Below are 16911 nucleotides of genomic sequence, written 5' to 3' on the forward strand. Positions count from 1 at the left end.
AATAATATAATTATGAGCAGTTTCAATCAATTGCAGCTCTTTTTCAGTCTTTAAAATTTCGGAAGAAAAAAATCATTTAAAAAAGACGTTTTTTGAGTTGTCATATTTCCGAAGAAAAAACTATCTTTGCAGCGTTAAAAAAGAGGGTGCTTCATGTACCCGTAGATAACTAAAACAGAAACAGTTGATAATGTCACAAGTTACAGGAAAAGTTGCACAGATTATTGGACCAGTAGTAGATGTTGAATTTGCTAATGGAGCCGAGCTTCCAAAGATTTACGATAGTCTAGAAGTTAATAACCATGGAAACAAGTTAATTCTTGAAGTACAGTCTCACGTAGGTGAAAATACAGTTCGTACCATTTCAATGGATTCAACGGATGGTTTAAGCCGTGGAGTAGATGCTGTTTCAACAGGTGCGGCAATACAAATGCCAATAGGTGATGATATCTATGGTCGTCTTTTTAACGTAATTGGTGATCCTATTGATGGTATGGCTGCGCTCCCTAAAGAAGGGGCTAACGGTTTGCCAATACACAGGGATGCACCTAAATTTGAAGATCTTTCAACTTCAAGTGAAGTACTTTTTACAGGTATTAAAGTAATTGACTTAATTGAGCCTTATGCAAAAGGTGGTAAAATTGGTCTTTTTGGTGGTGCCGGAGTAGGTAAAACAGTATTGATTCAGGAGTTGATTAACAATATTGCAAAAGGTCACGGTGGACTTTCAGTATTCGCAGGAGTAGGTGAAAGAACACGTGAAGGAAATGACCTTTTGAGAGAGATGTTAGAGTCAGGAATTATCAAGTATGGTGATGACTTTATGCACTCAATGGAAGAAGGAGGATGGGACTTGTCTAAAGTAGACAAGATGAAGATGAGAGAATCTAAAGCAACATTTGTTTTTGGACAAATGAATGAGCCACCTGGAGCACGTGCTCGTGTTGCATTATCAGGATTAACAATTGCTGAGTATTTCCGTGATGGAGCTGGGGATGGTCAAGGAAAAGATGTACTTTTCTTCGTTGATAACATTTTCCGTTTTACTCAAGCAGGTTCTGAGGTATCTGCCTTATTAGGTCGTATGCCTTCTGCCGTAGGTTACCAACCTACACTTGCAACTGAGATGGGAGCAATGCAGGAACGTATTACTTCAACTAAAAAAGGTTCTATTACATCTGTACAAGCGGTTTACGTACCTGCAGATGATTTAACGGATCCAGCACCAGCAACAACATTTGCTCACCTTGATGCAACTACAGTATTATCTAGAAAGATTGCTGAGCTAGGTATTTACCCAGCGGTAGATCCACTAGATTCAACTTCTCGTATATTAACTGAAGCTATTTTAGGTAAAGAGCACTATGCTTGTGCACAAAATGTAAAAGAACTTTTACAACGCTATAAAGAATTACAAGATATTATTGCAATTCTTGGTATGGAAGAACTATCTGAAGAAGATAAACTTGCTGTAAACCGTGCACGTCGTGTACAACGTTTCTTATCTCAACCTTTCCACGTAGCGGAGCAGTTTACTGGTATACCAGGAGTTCTTGTAGATATTAAAGAAACTATTAAAGGATTTAACATGATTATGGATGGTGAATTAGACCACCTTCCTGAAGCAGCATTTAACCTTAAAGGTTCTATCGAAGAAGCGATTGAAGCTGGAGAGAAAATGAACGCAGAAGCTTAAAATATAGTAATCAGTAGTGCGTATTGAGTTTTACTCACTACACATTACTAATTGCTCAATACTATAAAAAATATGTATTTAGAAATAGTAACTCCAGAAGCATCCATAGTAAGCGGTGAGGTAGAAAGTGTAACGGTTCCAGGAATGGACGGATCATTTCAATTATTGAATAATCACGCAGCTATCGTATCTTTATTAATGGAAGGAATGGTTAAGTTTAAAGGTAACCCAACTATTGCAGCTGGTTTCGAAAATAAATTTACTCAACAAGATGGTGAATGGTTAATGAAAATTAGCGGTGGTACTATCGAAATGAATAACAATAAAGTAATTGTATTAGCTGACTAATTTTTCTAATCATTACAAAATTCCTAAGCCCAAAATCTATTTATTAGATTTTGGGCTTTTTATATTTGTGTAGTACATCATAGACATTTTATTTATACCTGCTTTGTGGATTTAAAAAATAGTTACATTTCTAATGAAAAAGGTCTCTGTGGCACATAATACTTGCTGCATTTTTTTTTACTGCTAGCTTTTTTATTTTATATCTAGTATGTTTTGATAATAGCATTGTTAGTCATAGAAGAGAATACGGTGGTCTGGCATATATAATAACATTTGGTCTTATATTAGGGATTCGATACCCTCAAGTTATAGATTATCAATTTGATTTTGAAAAGAAGACCTATAAGAAAATCTATACATTTGGATTCATAAAATTTCCAAAGGAGTTTCCCTTCGAGGACTTAAAATATATTGCAGTTTTTGGTAAAAATGATTTAATTTATGAAATCAATTTATGGCACGGTAAAAATAAACAGTTTACAATTTCATATTATGAAGAGCTACCTATTGCCTTGACAAATGCACGACATATTGCCGAAAAACTTCACTTGGATATTTCGGATGCATCAAATCCAAATAGTGCAGATTGGTTGATCAAGGAAAATCTAATAGAATTAGATAGATAATTTATAATTCAGAAATATTAATATTCAATTAGTTTTAATTAAAATGTCCTTATTAGTAGACGATAGATATGTTGTGATTTCTCAAGGTCCGGTGCCTTTGTTTAGGAGGATTATTGCTGCAGTATTATTAACAGGTTTTGTATTTTGTGTATATGCAATGGTGCGTGAATATTTAGAGGAAGGATGGATTAACGCCTTGTATTTTTATGGATCATTCTTTTTATTAATGTACGGATTTCAAGCAGCCCGATCCCGCAACTTTGTATTTCATTTTAAAAAACATCGTTTTAGAGAAGAGGTTCAATTGGGTTTTTTGAAATTTGGTTTTTGGGAACCATTGCCAGATTTGAAATATGTTTCAGTTTATAAAGTAGCACCAAAAATATATATCATAAAGATATTTATAACTGTTAATGATGGTTATGAAATAGTAGGTTTTAAAAATGCTGATGATGGCATACTTGCTGCTAAAGCAATTGCTAAAAAATTATCTATAGATTGCTGGAATGCTACCAATCCTGGTAATGGCGACTGGCTTGAAATTGATTAAAATCTTATGATTAAATTAGAAAATAGTAATAATGTTTTTATTGAAGTTTGAATTAAGAGTTTTTTTTAAATTTTAAAATTTCTCCCGGCGGGCAATCTAATACCTCACAAATAGCTTCGAGTGTTGTAAAACGCATTGCCTTAGCTTTGCCAGATCGTAATATAGAGAGGTTTGCTTGTGTTATTCCTATGCGTTCGGCTAATTCCTTACCTCGCTTCTTCTTTCTTGTAATATACCGTCTAAATGAATTTCTATCGCCATCTCAAATTGTTAAATCATGTTCAGCTTTCATTAATCGTACATTTTTTAACGTATTTGAAATAAGTTTAAAAAACAGTCCAACTATAATAATAAAAAGTGGCACAAAAATATTGTTACCGTATTGAACAGAAATTGTGGTTCCATTAAAATCTGCAATCCAAGTTAATAAATAGGAAACAGTAACTGCTATTGCTGAAATAACTAAATACAACCCACTGTTGTCTAAATTCTTAATTACTTGTTTTTTAAGCAGATTATTATCAAGGAAGTATCTTTCGGTTCTTTTTAAATAATAAAGAGCTACTAACATTAATATGTAGCTTATTATGCTAATTGTTACAGCTAACCAATATAACATTGATAAACTAGAGACGTCTTCATAACCGTTTAGTGATACATTTCCAATCGAAGTATTAAAAATGCCAAATGGTAAAATGATTAAAAACCCAGCTAGCCCAGGAATCATTAATATAAATAATATATCAATGAGATTTTTTAATAATAAATAAATGAATAATTATTTAAAGTTCATTTTTTACCTTTCATACTTCGGGCTATCTTTGAGCTGTGTTACCTAGAAAACTTAACACTAAATTGCAAAAACGTATGGATGAAAATTCCTTGCGAAAACTAGGTACGCCTAATTTACTTATAGACTTTTCTAGCAATGATTATTTGGGTTTTAGCTTTAATAAATCGATTTTTCAAAACACTTCTAAAATTTTAAAGCGTCACAATCTAGAAGTAAATGGAGCAACAGGTTCTAGGCTTTTATCGGGCAATCATTCTATTTACACAGAAACCGAACAATTACTATCGAAATTTTATAACAGTGAACACGCACTACTATTTAATAGTGGATATGATGCTAACGTAGGTTTTTTTAGCAGCGTACCGCAAAGAGGAGATGTTATTTTATATGATGAACTTTGCCATGCTTCTATACGTGATGGAATTAAAATGAGTGATGCTAAAGCATTTAAGTTTAATCATAATAATCTAATACACTTAGAAAAGCAATTATCCTTTCGGGCTGAAACTAGAAAAGAAAATGAAGAACAGTACATAGTCACTGAATCTGTTTTCTCTATGGATGGAGATCAACCAGACTTAATAAGCTTGGTTTCACTTTGTAAAAATTACAATGCTCATTTAATCATTGATGAAGCACATGCAGTTGGAATATTTGGAGATAAAGGTGAAGGACTTGTTAAAGGACTAGGCTTAGAAAATGAGGTTTTTGCTAGGATCATTACTTTTGGTAAGGCATTAGGTTGTCACGGAGCAGCTATTTTATGTAGTGCAGGTTTAAAAAATTATCTAGTAAATTTCTCCCGAAGTTTTATTTATACTACAGCCTTACCGCCTCATTCCATTGCAACAATACAATCTGCACATGAAGAGTTACGTATTATCAACCGTTCTAGAATAAATTTAAAAAGCAATATTGCAATATTACTAAAGGAAGTAATGTCTAAAGACTTAGAACAACATTTTATCTTGAGTGATTCAGCAATTCATAGTTGTGTTATTCCTGGCAATACACAAGTCAAGAAAATTTCCGAAGCTTTAAAAGAAGAGGATTTTGATGTAAAGCCTATTCTTTCTCCTACTGTTCCGAGAGGACAAGAGCGACTGCGTATTTGTATTCATAGCTTCAACACTAGCGAGCAAATAAAAACACTTATCAGTACTATAGCTACCTTTGTAAAATGAATCAAAAATTCACAACTGTAGCAGTATTTTCATATTCTTCTGAAGCAAAAATAATTAGAGGTCGCCTTGAAGCTGATGGTATTCAAACTTTTTTAAGTGATGAATTAACTATAGATACTGACCCTTTAGTTAGTAATGCGATAGGTGGTATAAAATTGAAAGTGCTAACTGAGGATGTTGAAAAAGCAAGAGAAGTCTTAGATTCGATAAGTGCATATTCGCTAACAAATGAGGGAGAAAAAATTATTTGTCCCAACTGCGAGAGTACTAAAATCAACTATTTTACTCATATTGAAGATGTAAAATCTTTAATGGCTTTTATATTTGGATTCTTATTTGGGGGACTACCTTTTCACACAAAATACGAATACAAGTGTGAAATTTGTAAATCAAAATTTAGCAACTAATGAATACTTTTTTTATAACTGGAATTTCAACAGAGGTTGGGAAAACAATTGCTTCGGCAATCATAACTGAATCATTACAAGCAGACTATTGGAAACCAATCCAAGCTGGTGAACTTGAAAGTAGTGACACGCATAAAGTAAAGCAATTAGTATCTAATTCAACAACGGTTTTTCATCCTTCGGCTTTTGATCTGGTAACGCCTATGAGTCCACACGCAGCAGCAGCTATTGACGGAGTTAAAATTTCTGCTAAAAAAATAAAGAGGCCTGTGACTAAAAATAACTTAGTAATTGAAGGGGCTGGAGGACTATTAGTGCCTTTAAACGAAACTGAAACGATAGCAGATTTAATACAACCAAGCGATAAAATAATTATTGTTTCGCGACATTATTTAGGAAGTATTAATCATACCTTATTAACTGTAGAAGCATTAAATACTAGAAATTTCAACATCCATGGAATTCTATTTAGTGGTGAAAAGCACCCAACAACCGAAGCTATTATTTCAAAAATGACTGGAGTTCCTATTTTAGGACGCATTGATGAAGAACCATATTTTGATACAAATGTAGTGAATGAATATGCTGAAATTTTAAAAAATAAATTATAATTTTTAGCGCAAAGAAACCTTAATAATACACAAAAGTCTCTAGTCAAAACCACATAACTTTGTAAGATGAATTTAACGCAACGTGATAGTATATATCTTTGGCACCCACTTACGCAACATAAAACTGCCATAGCACCATTACCTATTGTAAAGGCGAAAGGTGCACTACTTTGGGACGAAAACGGAAAGCAATATATTGACGGAATTTCGTCGTGGTACACCTCTATGTATGGGCATTGTAATGAAGAAATTACTGCTGCAATGACTAAGCAAATGCAAGAATTAGATTTTGTAATGTTCAGTGGTCTCACTCACAAACCAGCCATCGAATTGTCAGAGAAATTGATGAAAATTTTACCTTCTAATCAGGCCAAAATATTTTTTAATGATAATGGTTCCACGGCTGTTGAAGCGGCGATAAAAATGGCATTACAATTTCATTTTAATAATGGCGAAAATAGAGATACTTTAATTGCTTTTGAAAATGGATTTCACGGGGATACATTTGGCGCTATGAGTGCTTCAGGTATCGCTAGTTATAATGCTCCTTTTGAAGATTTTTTACTTAAAGTAGAGCGAATTCCAGTTCCTACAGAGCATAATTTAGCCGAAATAGTACAGACGTTAAACCACATTCTAGAAAATAACAACTGTGCTGCCTTTCTATTTGAACCGTTAATTCAAGGAGCAGCAGGAATGAAATTTCATAGCGTCGAAGGTCTTGATGCATTAATTGCGAAATGTCAAAAACATAAAGTACTCTGTGTTGCAGATGAAATTATGACGGGTTTTGGGAAAACAGGAACAAACTTTGCCTGTGACCAATTAACGCAACAGCCAGATATTATGTGTTTGAGTAAAGCATTAACAGCAGGAATGTTTCCGTTAAGTATTACAAGTTGTACACAACATATTTATAATGCATTTTTAAGTGAGGAAGTACATAAAGGGTTTTTCCATGCCCATACTTTTAGCGCACATCCTTTGGGCTGCGCTGCTGCAATTGCAGGGTTGGAATTGTTGAATTCGCCTACTATTGTTGCTAAAAGAGAATGGATTTCAACCTCGCATAACGCATTTAGTGAAAAAATAAAAGAGCACTCAAAAGTGGCTAATGTTCGTTCTAAAGGAGTTATTTTAGCAATAGACTTAGCAATACCAATGGATCGCTATGGAAGTTTAAGAGATGAACTATACCAATTTTTCGTAGAAAGAGGATTGTTAATTAGACCATTAGGAAACACCTTGTATTTATTGCCGCCATTTGTAATTACGGAAAGTGATTTAGAAAAATGTTATGTAATATTGGAAGAAGCTTTAAATACTTTTTAAAGTTTAATCAAGCAATATTTTATCATTTTCTAGTAAGTCAATAACAAGATTGCTCTCAGTTATGGTAACTGTCATAACTTGATATGTCCAGTTATCACCTTTACCTTCTCCTTCAACTTTAACTGTAGCTTCTCCATTTGGTCCTTTTATTGGGATGTTTAAAAAAGCAGTTTTAAGACCGTTAATATTATTCACATTTCCTTGCGGCATTCCATTGGTTTCAATAGGCTCGCCTAATATTGCAACAACTTCGTTATTTGCAGCAGCACGCTCTAACGATTCTGTGTGAGCTGCACTATTTTCAAATAATGAAGATAAACCTACCATCATTGTACCAGCAAAGACTACAAAGGCAATAATAATAAATAAACAGCCACCTGTTGGAACTGCCCATTTCCAGTTTCTCGACCACCAACTTTTTTCCTCTGTAATTTCGTTCATTATTCTACAATTTTCTGAGTATCCAATTTTGATATCCCGTATTTTTGAGCCAAAATACAAAATTTGCATCAACCAATTTCAATTCGTGCCATTTCATCTATTTCTGCTTTGGGATCAACCTCTGCAGAACTATGGGAGGGTTACCTTTCAAAATCTGCATTTTTCCAGAAACTGAGTTCAGGAAAATGGGTTTCCAAAATAACTTCGGAAACTGAAATTGCTGTAAATCAGTTAAGAGAATATTCACATGCATATAAAAATTTAGATAGAACTACGTTGTTAGCTATTCAGGCTACGCGCAATTTGTTTAATAAAGGAGCATTTCCGAAGGAAAACTTAGGGATAAACATTGGATCTTCAAGAGGTGCTACAGAATTATTTGAAAAATATCATTCCGATTATTTAGAAGGTCAAAAGATTTCTGCCTTTACTTCTCCCACAACAACTTTAGGGAATATTTCCTCTTGGGTTGCGCAGGATATCGCGCTAGATGGAGTTACAATTGATCATTCGGTTACGTGTTCAACAGCGATGCATTCTATTTTAAATGGGATAGCGTGGTTAAAATCTGAAATGGCAGATGCTTTTATTGTTGGAGCTAGTGAAGCACCACTGACGCCATTTACTTTAGCTCAAATGGATGCTTTAAAACTGTATTCAAAATCTGAAAATACATTGGCTTGTGAATCTATGCGATTTGAAAAAAAAGCAAACACAATGGTTCTTGGTGAAGGTGCTGCAATGGCATATTTAGAAAGAGGGGTTTCGGAAAATAGTCTTGCAGTTATTGCAGGTTATGGTTTTGCCTCAGAAAAATTAGTCCACAATAGTTCTATTTCTAAAAATGCAGATTGTTTTCAGAAATCGATGCAACGTGCCTTAAAATATGCAAATTTTGAAACTGTAGATGCCATAGTTATGCACGCACCAGGAACTGTAAAAGGTGATCAGGCTGAAAAAAATGCAATTGATATTGTTTTTGGGAAACAGTTACCGTTATTAACTTCAAATAAGTGGATATTGGGTCACACCTTTGGCGCAAGCGGAATGTTTAGTGTTGAACTAGCAGTGATGATGTTGCAACATAACAAGTTTGTCGAAAATCCTTATTTTAGTAATGCGAGACACTTACCATCTAAGTTGAAAACCGTAATGGTTAATGCTGTAGGATTTGGGGGAAACGCTGTGAGTGTTATTTTACAAGGTATTTAGGTAGTTGTCAATTTTGTATTGTAACAAATTAGTGATTGTGCGACTAATTTTTTGCTTAAGTGTCTTAATCCTGAGAAGCTTCAAAATTATTAAGGGATAGAAACCAACCATTTCATAGACATTAAAAGCACATTCAAAACTATATTTTAAATCCCGAATGAACTCTAAAACCAAAGGGTTTCACAACGTCATGTTTTATAAATAAATATGTTAGCATCCTTGTGAATAATCGATAGAGTTACCTGTCCGGAAGCTTTTAAATTTAGTATATTTCTAATCTCTAATAAATACTAATTATGGAACAATGGTTTGCTGCACTTAGCATATTTGAAAAGGTCTATTGGTTAACTGCTGGTATTTCTTCAGTGATTTTCTTAATCTTATTAGTCCTTACTTTTATAGGTGCTGAAGTAGATGATTTAGGTGATGTTGATGCAGAAATTGATGGTGATACTGGCATAGGGTTTCAGTTCTTATCATTTAAAAATTTGATGGGATTTTTCACCATTTTTGGCTGGAGCGGAATTGCTTGTATAGATGCGGGTTATTCAAATGGCCTTACAATGATTATCTCTGTAGTTTGTGGTTTGTTAATGATGCTTGCGATGGCAACGTTATTTTACTACTTAACTAAGCTTGATAGCGACGGATCATTGAAAATGAAAAATGCTCTAAATAGCGTAGGTGAAGTTTACCTAACTATTGGTGCAAATAGATCAAGAATAGGAAAGGTGCAAGTAAATGTTCAAGGAGGTCTTCGAAGTTTAGAAGCACTCACTGATGAAAGTACAGACTTAATCCAAGGAGATATAATAACCGTTACAAGCGTAACAGACAATGGAATATTAATAGTAAACAAACATTCGAAATAATATGCTAACACTACCACTACAACTAGAGCAATATGCAGGATTAGCCGCAATTGGTTTTGCAATTCTGTTTTTCTTTATAATTATTATCACATTTATTCGAAGGTATAAAAGATGTCCTTCAGACCGTATATTAGTAGTTTACGGAAAAGTAGGAACTGGAAATTCGGCTAAATGTATACACGGTGGAGCTGCATTTATTTGGCCAGTAATACAAGATTATGAATTTCTAGATTTAACACCTATTTCGATTGAAGTAAACTTAGTGAATGCCTTAAGTAAGCAGAATATTCGTGTAAATGTTCCTTCTAGATTTACAATTGGAGTTTCTACAGAGCCAGGTATTATGCAAAATGCAGCAGAGCGTCTATTAGGTCTTGGTCAACAAGAAATTCAAGAACTAGCGATGGAGATTATTTTTGGTCAATTACGTTTAGTAGTTGCGTCAATGGATATTGAGGAGATTAATAATGACCGTGATAAGTTTTTAACTAACATTTCAAACAGTGTTGAAAGCGAACTTAAAAAAGTAGGACTTAAATTAATAAACGTAAACATTACAGATATTGTTGATGAGTCTGGTTACATTGAAGCTTTAGGTAAAGAAGCAGCAGCACACGCGATAAACGCTGCACGTAAATCTGTTGCCGAAAAAACTAGAGATGGTTCTATTGGTGAAGCAAATGCAGTACAAGATGAAAGAACACAAGTTGCAGCAGCAAATGCTCAGGCTGTTGAAGGAGAAAACACAGCGAAAATTGCTGTAGCAAATTCCGATTCTTTAAGAAGACAACGAGAAGCAGAAGCTGAACGTGTTGCGATAGCTTCAGAAAAAGTACAATCTGCGAAAGCTTTAGAAGAATCATATTTAGCTGAAAAGGAAGCCGAAATATCAAGAGCAGAAAGAGAACGAAGTACACAATTAGCCGATATTATTGTGCCAGCAGAAATTGATAAACGTAAGGTTGAAATTGATGCTGAAGCCGAAGCCGAAAGAATTAGACGACTAGCAAAAGGTGAAGCAGATGCAATTTTATTTAAAGCCCAAGCTGAAGCTCAAGGTATTTATGAAGTTCTAACAAAACAAGCACAAGGTTTTGATCAAATAGTTAAAGCTGCTGGGAACAACTCAAAAGATGCAGTATTATTATTAGTGGCAGATAAACTACCAGAACTTGTAAAAACTCAAGCTGAAGCTATTGCAAATATTAAAATTGATAAAGTTACTGTTTGGGAAAATGGTAGCGGAAAAGATGGAAAAACAGCAACTTCTAACTTTATTTCTGGAATGTATGGATCTGTCCCTCCATTACAAGAAATGTTTAATATGGCAGGAATGCAGCTTCCAGATTATTTAAAAGGGAAAGAAATTGAAGCTGAAACAACTAAAGATATTACTGATAAGTAATACCTCTGTTTTCTAATATTTTAAAGACCTGTAAGTTATATTTACAGGTCTTTTTAGTTAAAATTACTAAGAGATTTAGCTGTTTTAGAGGGGGCTTGAGTTTTAATTTTCCTTATTTTTGAACGCTTAGCAATATTAGATTATTGGGTTTCGACTAAATGACATTAATTATTGTTAGAACAATTTACAATCAATTAGAATTTCAGATTGAAAGATTCATATATATGACAGAAACAAGACATAACTGGACTAAAGAGGAAGTAATGGAAGTGTATAACACCCCATTAATGGAGCTTTTATACCAAGCAGCTACAGTACATAGAGAAAACCATAACCCAAATCAAGTACAGGTTTCTACCTTGCTTTCTATTAAAACAGGAGGTTGTCCTGAAGATTGTGGGTATTGTCCACAAGCAGCAAGATACCATACAGATATTGAAGGTAATGATTTAATGAGCGTACAACAAGTTAAGGCACAAGCACTAAGGGCAAAGTCGAGTGGAAGCTCCAGAGTTTGTATGGGTGCTGCCTGGCGAAATGTTAAAGACGGACCAGAATTTGACAATGTATTAGAAATGGTGCGTACCATTAATAAGCTTGATATGGAAGTTTGTTGTACTCTTGGTATGATTACAGAAAACCAAGCTCAACGTTTAGCAGAAGCAGGTTTATATGCTTACAATCACAATCTTGATACTAGTGAAGATTATTATAAAGATGTAATTTCTACTCGTGCTTTCCAAGATAGGTTAGATACTATTGATAACGTTCGTAAAACAAATGTAACTGTTTGTAGTGGTGGAATTATTGGGATGGGAGAACAATTAGAAGACCGAGCTGGAATGCTCGTAGCGCTTGCTAGTTTAAGCCCACAACCTGAAAGTACACCTATTAATGCTTTAGTTCCTGTAGAAGGAACACCAATGGAGGAATTTGAAAAAGTTTCTATTTGGGAAATGGTACGAATGGTAGCTACTACTAGAATAATATTGCCAAATACTCAGGTAAGGCTTTCAGCAGGTAGAACAGATATGTCTAGAGAAGGGCAAGCTATGTGTTTCTTTGCTGGAGCTAATTCAATTTTTGCAGGGGATAAACTGTTGACTACGCCTAATCCAGATGTAAATGAAGACATGAAAATGTTTAAACTTTTAGGTTTACAACCTATGAAACCTTTTGCTAAAAAGGCACAACCTGAGAGTGTTGAAGCGCAATACTCTAAGTTTAAAGAACAAGGGGAAAAGCCAAAGTGGTCGCGCCCAGGACATAAAATTGAGCGTAACGAAGAGGCAAAAGCAAAAGCTAAATTATAATATTGCACCTTAAAATGTAGCCGATGTATTTATTACATCGGCTTTTTTTATGCTTTCTTTAAAAACTCTTTATGGCTAAGTTTCGTAAGTTTGTTAACCCTCATAACAGACTATGCAGCTCAAGGAAATAGAACGTATACAAACCATTACTAGTAAAGATTTCTACAAGAAATATTTCAAAACTCAAACACCTGTGGTTATTGAAAATTTTATTGAAGATTGGCCCGCATTTACTAAATGGAATCTAGATTATATGGCAGAAGTAGCTGGTGATAAAGAAGTGCCTTTATACGATGATAGACCAGTACATCATAAAGATGGCTTTAATGAACCACATGCCACGATGAAAATGAGTGAGTATATTGCGCTTTTGAAAAGAGAGCCAACAAAGTATCGTATTTTTCTTTGGAATGTGTTAAAAGAAGTTCCTACGCTTCAAAAAGACTATAAATGGCCAGACTTTGGTTTAAAGCTTATGAAAGGATTGCCTATGTTGTTTTTTGGTGGGACTGATAGTTACACATTTATGCATCACGACATTGATTTAGCTAATATTTTTCATTTTCATTTTCAAGGTAAGAAAGAAGTAATTCTCTTTGATCAAAAGCAGAATGATTATTTATATAAAGTTCCGCATTCATTAATCTCAAGAGAGGATATTGATTTTTCTAAACCAGATTATAAAAAATGGCCGGCTTTAAAAAAAGCAAACGGATTTAAAACACACTTAAATCACGGTGAGGTATTGTACATGCCAGAAGGTTATTGGCATTATATGAAATATAAAACACCAGGGTTCTCTATGAGTTTACGTGCTGTGCCGCGAAATCCTTTACGACTAGGTCGCGCTGTTTACAATGTGTTTTTTATGCGTCATTTTGATAATTTAATGCGTCGTTTAAAGGGGCAGCAGTGGATTGATTGGAAAAATGAACAAGCAGTTATTAGAACTAATGAGAAGTTAGGTATTAAATAACCTCCTTAACCTTTTCCCAGACCATCCCAGATTCCCAACCACGGTAGATCATATAATCAGCAAACTTTTTTCTTTTTTTTTGAGAATTTGTCTCTGTTTTTAATTGAAGTAATCTTTTTTTGGCTAGACCGTCAAAAGTTGTATAGTACTCATAATCAGGTATTTCTTTAAGGGCTTTCTTAATGTTATATGCTGAAATATGCCTGAATTTCAATTCGCGTGTTATTCTCACCTTACCCCACTTTTTTTGTCTGAACTTTCCACGAGCAAAAGCTTCAGCAAAGCGTGTTTCATTTAAAAAATTATGTTGTATTAAGTGGCTTAGAATTTCATCAATTGCTAATGGAATCATTCCCATATCTCGTAATTTTTGTCCCACTTCTTTATGACAGCGTTCTTGATACACACAGTAGCGTTCTATAGATCGCTTTGCTTCCTCAACAGTGTATGTTTTTTTAGTTTGCTGCATTTATTGTAAAAGTACTATATTTTCAACTTCAATTAGCTTTTGTTATTATTCCAAAAACGTGTATAATGATAGCAGTTTTTAAATTAATATTTCTGAAATTATTAAAAATAAAAAAACCCCCAATAGCAAAAGCCATTGGGGGTTTGTGGTTATTTAATCTTGTTACCACTCTTGTCAAAGAAGTGATACTCTAGATACGTGTAAGCATCTCTTGGTTGTATTTTCACCCATTTTTTATGCTCCATAAACCACTTATGGCGCAATGATGGAAAACCTTTTGTTAAAAAGGCTGCTATAAAAGGATGCGCACTAAGCGTAATGTTTTTATAGTCTTGCTTGAAGAGTCTTTTAACTTCTTCGGTAATTTTTTGTACCACTACTATAGGCGCTTCAATTTCTCCGCTTTCAGTCCCTGGGGCTTCTTCGCGTGTTTTAATATTCATTTCAGGCCTAACGCGCTGGCGCGTAATCTGGATAAGTCCAAATTTTGACGGAGGCAAAATCTTGTGCTTTGCTCTGTCATCTTTCATTTCGTCTCGCATATGATCGTAGAGTGCTTTTCTATTTTTAGCTTGCGCCATATCAATAAAATCGATCACGATAATCCCACCCATATCACGTAAACGTAATTGTCGAGCCACTTCACTGGCTGCGATCATGTTTACTTCTAAAGCAGTTGCTTCTTGGTTATTAGATTTGTTGCTACGATTTCCACTATTCACGTCGATAACGTGCATTGCTTCTGTGTGTTCAACAACTAAGTACGTTCCTTTTGAACCGGAAACGGTACGACCAAAGCTTGTTTTTATCTGTCTTTCAATCCCAAATTTCTCGTACATTGGGACATTAGAGTCATATAACTTAACGATGTTTTCCTTACCAGGTGCAATTTCTTGCACATAATCTTTTATTTGTAAATAGAGTGTCTCATCATCAATATGAATTGCAGAAAACGAATCGTTAAATACGTCTCTAATCATTGATGCTCCTCTATTTAATTCACTTAACACCTTACTTGGGTGGTGTGCCCCTTGTAGCTTTTTGCACATCGCTGTCCAGCGATCTACTAGATTTTGTAAATCTTTATCCAGTTCTGCTACTTTTTTGCCTTCTGCTACGGTGCGTATAATAACACCAAATCCTTTAGGTCTAATACTTGTAATTAGACGTTTAAGTCTGTCTTTTTCTTCACGACTTTCTATTTTTTGAGAAACAGAAATTCGATCTGAAAAAGGTACAAGAACGATATAACGGCCAGCTATTGAAAGCTCACTACTTATACGTGGTCCTTTTGTGGATATAGGTTCTTTAACGACCTGTACCAGAATAGATTGATTGTTTTTGATGGCATTATTTATGCCTCCATTTTTATCAATCTCCTTATCAAATGGGAAATCTTTTAAAGTATAATCTTTAAGTTTACCTGTGCTTACACGTTTAACGAACTTCAACATTGAAGAAATTTTAGGACCTAGATCATGATAGTGTAAAAAACCATCTTTTTCATAGCCTACATTGACAAATGCAGCGTTAAGTCCCGGCACAGTTTTACGTACTTTAGCGAGAAATACATCTCCTACCGCAAAATTGTTAGCCTCTTCTTCTTTGTTTAATTCAATTAGTCTTCCATCTTTTAAAAGAGCAAAATCAACTTCTTGCGAACTGGATCTAATAAATAATTCGTAGTTCACGTTACATTAATTTATATCCGTTTAAACAAAGGCATATCATGCCATTTGACAAAAACAGATGGATTAAACAATAATTTTATCACAGGTTTTGTGTATTTCTATTCTGAAATATTCAAAATAGAAAAAACCCGTCGAAACCAAACACGCTTAACAGGTGATAAGTGTATCTAATTTCATTTTCAAAGAACTATTTTTGTATTAAATTACTTTAATACTTAAGAGAACAACGTTCTCTCAATGCTTTCTATTATCAATACGATATTGATAAAAAAAGAAAAAGTAGTTTAAAACTACTTTTTCTTGTGACGGTTAGCACGTCTTCTCTTCTTACGCTTGTGCGTAGCGACCTTATGTCTTTTTCTTTTTTTACCGCTTGGCATATTTATTTGATTTATATCCTCCCAAAGGAGAACGATTATAATTATTTAACTTCAACGTTTGTTTTAACACCTTCAACAAATACTTTTGCTGGCTTAAAAGCTGGGATGTTATGTGCGGGGATCTTAATCGTAGTGTTTTTTGAAATGTTACGACCTGTTTTTTCAGCTCTAGTTTTGATAATAAAACTTCCAAAACCTCTTAAATATACGTTGTCTCCACCTTCTAAAGAGGTTTTAACTTCGTTCATAAATGTTTCAACAGTAGCTTGAACATCTCCTTTTTCCATTCCTAATTTCTCTGAAATCTTCGCTACGATATCTGCTTTCGTCATGTTTGCTATAATTTAATTTTACGTTTCAATTTTTTTTAAGACGGCAAATATAACAATTTTAATATCAATAAGTCAAAAGGTAATGCATTAAAAACAAATACTTAACATAATATTTTGAACCTTATAAAACAAAACTAAAATTACGATAGTCAGTCGTAAAACTTTCTGAAAATAAATACGTTAGCTTTTTTTATTGCTAATTAAAAATAACACTACTTAAAAGTGTTTCCCGATTCAAATTTAATAATTAAAAAATAAATTCTGAAACTTTAA

The 16911-nt window shown here is 34.0% G+C and carries 18 protein-coding genes; 12 read left to right on the top strand and 6 right to left on the bottom strand.

What is annotated here, in order from left to right; translation table 11 throughout:
* The first annotated feature begins 190 nt into the window (after positions 1-190).
* From atpD to GBH57_RS12055, 3 genes are all read left to right on the top strand, one after another.
* On the top strand, positions 191-1696 hold the full coding sequence (gene atpD / locus GBH57_RS12045) for a F0F1 ATP synthase subunit beta (RefSeq protein ID WP_151674747.1): 1506 nt from the start codon (positions 191-193) through the stop codon (positions 1694-1696).
* Between the two features lie 72 nt (positions 1697-1768).
* Positions 1769-2044, top strand: a complete 276-nt coding sequence (locus GBH57_RS12050; protein WP_151674748.1) for a F0F1 ATP synthase subunit delta/epsilon — start codon at positions 1769-1771, stop codon at positions 2042-2044.
* Between the two features lie 669 nt (positions 2045-2713).
* On the top strand, positions 2714-3220 hold the full coding sequence (locus tag GBH57_RS12055; protein ID WP_151674749.1) for a hypothetical protein: 507 nt from the start codon (positions 2714-2716) through the stop codon (positions 3218-3220).
* A gap of 52 nt (positions 3221-3272) precedes the next feature.
* Here the strand turns inward: GBH57_RS12055 and GBH57_RS12060 are convergent, their stop codons facing one another.
* Together GBH57_RS12060 and GBH57_RS12065 are read right to left on the bottom strand one after the other, a co-directional pair.
* Positions 3273-3452, bottom strand: coding sequence for a helix-turn-helix domain-containing protein (locus GBH57_RS12060; protein WP_308640249.1), 180 nt, complete (start codon positions 3450-3452; stop codon positions 3273-3275).
* 30 nt (positions 3453-3482) lie between these two features.
* Positions 3483-3947, bottom strand: coding sequence for a DUF2975 domain-containing protein (locus GBH57_RS12065; protein WP_151674750.1), 465 nt, complete (start codon positions 3945-3947; stop codon positions 3483-3485).
* A 140-nt stretch (positions 3948-4087) separates the two neighbouring features.
* Between GBH57_RS12065 and GBH57_RS12070 the strand changes: the two genes are divergently transcribed.
* The 4 genes from GBH57_RS12070 to bioA all read left to right on the top strand — a co-directional run bounded on the left by GBH57_RS12070 (position 4088) and on the right by bioA (position 7547).
* Positions 4088-5197 (top strand): aminotransferase class I/II-fold pyridoxal phosphate-dependent enzyme, encoded by a 1110-nt coding sequence (locus GBH57_RS12070; RefSeq protein WP_235904714.1) that lies wholly within the window; start codon positions 4088-4090, stop codon positions 5195-5197.
* On the top strand, positions 5194-5604 hold the full coding sequence (locus tag GBH57_RS12075) for a putative signal transducing protein (protein WP_151674752.1): 411 nt from the start codon (positions 5194-5196) through the stop codon (positions 5602-5604). The genes GBH57_RS12070 and GBH57_RS12075 overlap by 4 nt, the downstream gene beginning before the upstream one ends.
* Positions 5604-6215 carry a dethiobiotin synthase gene (bioD, locus tag GBH57_RS12080; RefSeq protein ID WP_151674753.1) on the top strand — a complete coding sequence of 204 codons (612 nt, stop codon included), beginning with the start codon at positions 5604-5606 and terminating at the stop codon, positions 6213-6215. Before GBH57_RS12075 ends, bioD begins: the two co-directional genes overlap by 1 nt.
* 66 nt (positions 6216-6281) lie before the next feature.
* Entirely contained in the window at positions 6282-7547 is a 1266-nt protein-coding gene (gene bioA, locus GBH57_RS12085) for an adenosylmethionine--8-amino-7-oxononanoate transaminase (protein ID WP_151674754.1), read from the top strand.
* A gap of 3 nt (positions 7548-7550) precedes the next feature.
* On the opposite strand, the gene GBH57_RS12090 is transcribed toward bioA, so the two are convergent.
* Positions 7551-7988, bottom strand: coding sequence for a cytochrome c oxidase assembly factor Coa1 family protein (locus tag GBH57_RS12090; RefSeq protein ID WP_161596097.1), 438 nt, complete (start codon positions 7986-7988; stop codon positions 7551-7553).
* A gap of 63 nt (positions 7989-8051) precedes the next feature.
* On the opposite strand from GBH57_RS12090, the gene GBH57_RS12095 reads away from it, so the two are divergent.
* The 5 genes from GBH57_RS12095 (at position 8052) to GBH57_RS12115 (ending at position 13766) form a co-directional block, all read left to right on the top strand.
* Entirely contained in the window at positions 8052-9200 is a 1149-nt protein-coding gene (locus tag GBH57_RS12095; RefSeq protein WP_151674756.1) for a beta-ketoacyl synthase N-terminal-like domain-containing protein, read from the top strand.
* Between the two features lie 296 nt (positions 9201-9496).
* Positions 9497-10072 (top strand): hypothetical protein, encoded by a 576-nt coding sequence (locus GBH57_RS12100; protein WP_151674757.1) that lies wholly within the window; start codon positions 9497-9499, stop codon positions 10070-10072.
* Position 10073: 1 nt separating this feature from the next.
* The gene (locus GBH57_RS12105; RefSeq protein WP_151674758.1) at positions 10074-11477 is read left to right on the top strand and encodes a flotillin family protein; all 1404 of its coding nucleotides are present in this window, start codon (positions 10074-10076) and stop codon (positions 11475-11477) included.
* Between the two features lie 224 nt (positions 11478-11701).
* Positions 11702-12790 (top strand): biotin synthase BioB, encoded by a 1089-nt coding sequence (bioB, locus tag GBH57_RS12110; RefSeq protein WP_151674759.1) that lies wholly within the window; start codon positions 11702-11704, stop codon positions 12788-12790.
* Between the two features lie 112 nt (positions 12791-12902).
* Complete coding sequence (locus tag GBH57_RS12115) at positions 12903-13766, top strand: cupin-like domain-containing protein (RefSeq protein ID WP_151674760.1); 864 nt, start codon at positions 12903-12905, stop codon at positions 13764-13766.
* Here the strand turns inward: GBH57_RS12115 and GBH57_RS12120 are convergent.
* The 3 genes from GBH57_RS12120 to GBH57_RS12130 all read right to left on the bottom strand — a co-directional run bounded on the left by GBH57_RS12120 (position 13759) and on the right by GBH57_RS12130 (position 16638).
* Positions 13759-14235, bottom strand: a complete 477-nt coding sequence (locus GBH57_RS12120) for a regulatory protein RecX (protein WP_151674761.1) — start codon at positions 14233-14235, stop codon at positions 13759-13761. The genes GBH57_RS12115 and GBH57_RS12120 overlap by 8 nt on opposite strands.
* 149 nt (positions 14236-14384) lie before the next feature.
* Positions 14385-15926, bottom strand: coding sequence for an Rne/Rng family ribonuclease (locus tag GBH57_RS12125; protein WP_151674762.1), 1542 nt, complete (start codon positions 15924-15926; stop codon positions 14385-14387).
* A 421-nt stretch (positions 15927-16347) separates the two neighbouring features.
* The gene (locus GBH57_RS12130) at positions 16348-16638 is read right to left on the bottom strand and encodes an HU family DNA-binding protein (protein WP_151674763.1); all 291 of its coding nucleotides are present in this window, start codon (positions 16636-16638) and stop codon (positions 16348-16350) included.
* Positions 16639-16911: the final 273 nt, after the last annotated feature.

The organism is Patiriisocius marinus, from assembly GCF_008974325.1.
In the GTDB taxonomy this organism is placed as follows: domain Bacteria; phylum Bacteroidota; class Bacteroidia; order Flavobacteriales; family Flavobacteriaceae; genus Patiriisocius; species Patiriisocius marinus.